The following is a 4,189-nucleotide window of genomic DNA, read 5'->3' as shown; positions in this document are numbered from 1 at the left end:
AGGCGTACGACGCGGGAGTCGGGCAGGTCGACCGGCGCGAACCGGACGTACTTGCCGGCCACCGTCACCTCGCGCACGCCCGCCTGTCGGCAGCGGGCCCGGAAGCGGGCGACGAAGAGCAGCGAGTCGACCTCCTCGGGCGGGGAGCCGTAGCGGTCGACCAGCTCGGTGCGGATCTCGTCGACGTCCTCGTCGGTGCGGACCTCGGCGAGGCGCTCGTGCGCGGTCTCGGTCAGCGGCTTCTCGGCCGGATAGAGGAAGTAGGCGTAGGCGCGCTCGCGCGAGCGGCCCACCCGGCCACGCAGCTGGTGGAGCTGGGACAGGCCGAGGGTGTCGGACCGCTCGATGATCATCGTGTTGGCGTTGGAGACGTCGAGGCCGCTCTCCACGATCGTCGTGCAGACCAGCACGTCGAAGCGCTTCTCCCAGAAGTCGAGCATCACCTGCTCGAGCGCGTGCTCGCCCATCTGACCGTGGGCCGTGGCGACCCGCGCCTCGGGCACGAGCTCACGGATCCGCGCCGCCGCCTTCTCGATCGACTGCACCCGGTTGTGGATGTAGAACACCTGGCCCTCGCGCAGCAGCTCACGACGCACTGCAGCCACGACCTGCCGGTCCTCGTAGGCGCCGACGTAGGTGAGGACCGGGTGCCGCTCCTCGGGGGGCGTGGTGATCGTCGACATCTCGCGGATGCCGGTCACCGCCATCTCGAGCGTGCGCGGGATCGGCGTCGCACTCATCGACAGCACGTCGACGGAGGTGCGCATCCGCTTCATCTGCTCCTTGTGCTCCACGCCGAAGCGCTGCTCCTCGTCGACGATGATCAGGCCGAGGTCCTTGACCTTGATGTCGGGGTTGAGCAGGCGGTGGGTGCCGACCACGATGTCCACGGAGCCGTCGCCCAGGCCGGCGATGACCTCCTTGGCCTCCTTGTCGGTCTGGAAGCGCGAGAGCCCCTTGACCACGACGGGGAAGCCGGACATCCGCTCGGAGAAGGTCGACAGGTGCTGGGTGACCAGCAGCGTCGTCGGCACCAGCACCGCGACCTGCTTGCCGTCCTGCACGGCCTTGAACGCCGCTCGCACCGCGATCTCGGTCTTGCCGTAGCCGACGTCCCCGCACACCAGCCGGTCCATCGGGACCACCTGGCGCATGTCGGCCTTCACCTCCTCGACGGTCGTGAGCTGGTCGACCGTCTCGGTGAAGGGGAAGGCGTCCTCGAGCTCGCGCTGCCACGGGGTGTCGGGTCCGTAGGCGTGGCCCTTGGTCGCCTGCCGGGCGGCGTACAGCTTGATCAGCTCGGCCGCGATCTCGCGGACGGCGCGACGTGCCCTGTTCTTGCGCTTGGTCCAGTCGCCCCCGCCGAGGCGGTCGAGGCTCGGGTTCTCGCCGCCGACGTAGCGGGTGACCTGGTCGAGGGTGTCGGCCGGGACGTAGAGCATGTCGTTGGGGCCGCCGCGCTTGCTGGCGCCGTACTCCAGGACGAGGTACTCGCGGGTCGCACCGGCCATCTCGCGCTGCCGCATCTCCACGAAGCGCCCCACCCCGTGCTGCTCGTGCACGACGTAGTCGCCGGCCTTGAGCTCGAGGGGGTCGATCTGCTTCTTGCGGCGCGTCGGCATGCGTCGCCGCAGGTCCCGCGTCGAGCCGGCCGACGACGACAGGTCGTCGCCGGTCAGGACCACGACCCGGGCCTCGTCGTCGACGAGGCCGTGCACGACGTTGCCGCACGTCACCGTGACGACGTTGGGTCCGGCGGTCGCGCCCTCCTCGACCAGCCGGGCGGCGATGTCGTGCTCGCCCAGCAGCTCGACGAAGCGCTGCGCCGGCCCGTGGCCCGCGTGCACGACGACCACGTCGCGGGCGTCGGCCACCCACGTCCGGATGTCGGCGATGGCCTTCTCGAGGTCACCGCGGTAGGCCTCGGCGCCGTGGGTGGGCAGGGTCGTGCTCGGCACCCCGACGGTCCGGGCGTCCAGCGGCGCGTCGTCGGTGTCGATCCCGAAGGGACTGACCGTCCACCACGCGTGGCCCAGGCCGAGGGCGTGGAGCCGCACGTCAGCGATCTCGCGGTAGGACGCGGCACCCAGGTCGATCGGCGCGGTGCCGCCACCGGCGGCGGCCGCCCAGGACGCCCCGAGGAACTCCTCGCTCGTCGCGACCAGGTCGTGGGCACGGCTGCGTGCCCGCTCGGGGTCGAGCACCAGCACGGTGGTGTCGGCCGGCATCAGGTCGACGAGCAGCTCCATCTCCTCGACCAGGACCGGGGCCAGGGACTCCATGCCCTCGACGGCGATGCCGGCGGCCATCTTGTCGGTCAGCTCGAGCAGCTGGGGGTGCGCACGGCCGAGGTCGGCGGCGCGACGTCGTACGGCGTCGGTGAGCAGCAGCTCGCGGCACGGCGGCGCCCACAGCCGCTGCACGGTCTCGAGGGTGCGCTGGTCGGCGACGGAGAAGGCCCGGATCTCCTCGATGTCGTCGCCCCAGAACTCCACCCGCAGCGGGTGCTCCTCGGTCGGGGGGAACACGTCGACGATGCCACCGCGGACGGCGAACTCGCCGCGCCGCTCGACCATGTCGACGCGGGAGTACGCCGCGTCCGCCAGGCCCCGGACGACGTCCTCCAGCACGCGGGACTCTCCCGCTGCGAGCTCGACCGGCTCGATGTCGGCGAGGCCGGGCACCTGCGGCTGGAGCAGGCTGCGGATGGGCGCCACGACGACCTTGAGCGGACCGTTGGCCGCGTCGGTGCCGGGGTGGCGCAGCCGGCGCAGGACCGCGAGCCGCTTGCCGACGGTGTCGCTGCGGGGGCTCAGCCGCTCGTGCGGGAGCGTCTCCCAGCTGGGGTAGTAGGCGACGGAGTCGGGGTCGACGAGGTCGGCGAGCTCCTCCACCAGGTCCTCGGCCTCACGCGAGGTCGCGGTGACGGCGAGGACCGTGCGGCCCTTCTCGACGAGGCCCCGGACGACGAACGGCCGGACCGCGGCCGGGCCCGTCAGGTCGAGGGCTGCCTGCACCGCCGTGTCTCCCAGGACGCGCGACAGCGTGGGGGCGGAGACCAGACGGTCGGCAACAGCGACGAGTGGAGTGGACGACACCGGGACTCCCTTCCGGAGCACGCAGAACGACCCCCATTCGCCGACGGATGGGGGGTGTTGAGAGTCTACGGGTGCGTCCACGGGGTTTGTCTCACGCGCCCCGGGGGTAGCAGGGCACCACAGCGACCGCTGCCCGAGCAGCCGGTCGATCCAGGAATTTCTCTCGAGAGGACACAACGGGGACATGCGCATCACTCGTCTCGTAACCGGCACGGTCACCGCCGGACTGCTCGGCCTCACGCCGATCGCCATCGCCGCACCCAGCCAGGCCGCCGACACGTGGACCACCACCACGACGGCCGTGCCCAGCGAGACCCAGATGGAGTACGGCGACGACTTCTACGTGTCCGTCGACATCGCCAGCTCCGACGGTCTCTCGCCGGGCGGCGCCGACGGCACCTCCACCCTCTACGCCATGCAGGCCGGCTCGACGACCTGGACGGCCGTCGCCACCGCCGACAGCACCTACGGCTCGTTCTACGACGTCAAGCCGGCGATGAACACGACCTACAAGGTCGTCTACAGCGGCTACACCGACACCGACCAGAGCCAGTACGGCGACAACTACACCTCGAGCGAGTCGGCGCCCTTCGCCGTGAGCGTCGCCCGCAAGATCACCTACCCGTCGTCCGGGTTCGTGCTCAAGGGCAAGGTCAAGCCCAGCTACGGCAAGAAGAAGATCGTCATCAAGGCCAGCAAGAAGCAGAACAAGGGCTACAAGCCGTTCAAGACGATCAAGACCAACAAGGCCGGCAAGTACAAGATCACCCTGCCCAAGCGCGGTGGCACCTGGTACTGGAGCTTCGCCGTCAAGGGCGACACCCGGTTCGCCCCCACCGGCTTCGTCTGGAAGACCACGGTCTACTGATCAGCACCTGATCCCACGGCGCCCGACACCGGCCCGGCAGAGCGCGCTCTGCCGGGCCGTGCCATGTCCCCCATGTCCCCCCATTCCCTGCTGCGGCACCTCGTGTGAGGGTGGGGGCATGACCCGTACGCCGCTGCTCGCCGCGCTCGTGGCGACGGGCGTGCTGGCCCTGACCGCCTGCGGCGGCGCGGCGCGGACGCCCGCCACGGCCGAGCGCGAGCTG

Annotated in this window: 2 protein-coding genes; one reads left to right on the top strand and one right to left on the bottom strand. The window is 70.9% G+C overall.

Annotated features, from left to right (window positions below; all coding sequences use genetic code 11):
- Window positions 1–3,062, bottom strand: a 3,062-nt coding sequence (gene mfd, locus JWN97_RS11010) for a transcription-repair coupling factor (protein WP_297622408.1), incomplete at its 3' end; no start/stop codon positions are given.
- Between the two features lie 220 nt (window positions 3,063–3,282).
- Here mfd and JWN97_RS11005 point away from each other — a divergent pair.
- Window positions 3,283–3,966, top strand: a complete 684-nt coding sequence (locus JWN97_RS11005) for a hypothetical protein (RefSeq protein ID WP_297622406.1) — start codon at window positions 3,283–3,285, stop codon at window positions 3,964–3,966.
- The last annotated feature ends 223 nt before the right edge of the window (window positions 3,967–4,189 follow it).

The sequence above is a fragment of the Nocardioides sp. genome (assembly GCF_025965415.1).
Lineage (GTDB): Bacteria > Actinomycetota > Actinomycetes > Propionibacteriales > Nocardioidaceae > Nocardioides.
Note: the sequence above shows the minus strand (reverse complement) of the source record. Positions and strands in the feature narration are given on the sequence as shown.

Coding starts and splice junctions, on each gene's coding strand:
- JWN97_RS11005 (WP_297622406.1), top strand. CDS start 3,283: ATGCGCATCACTCGTCTCGTAACCGGCACGGTCACCGCCGGACTGCTC.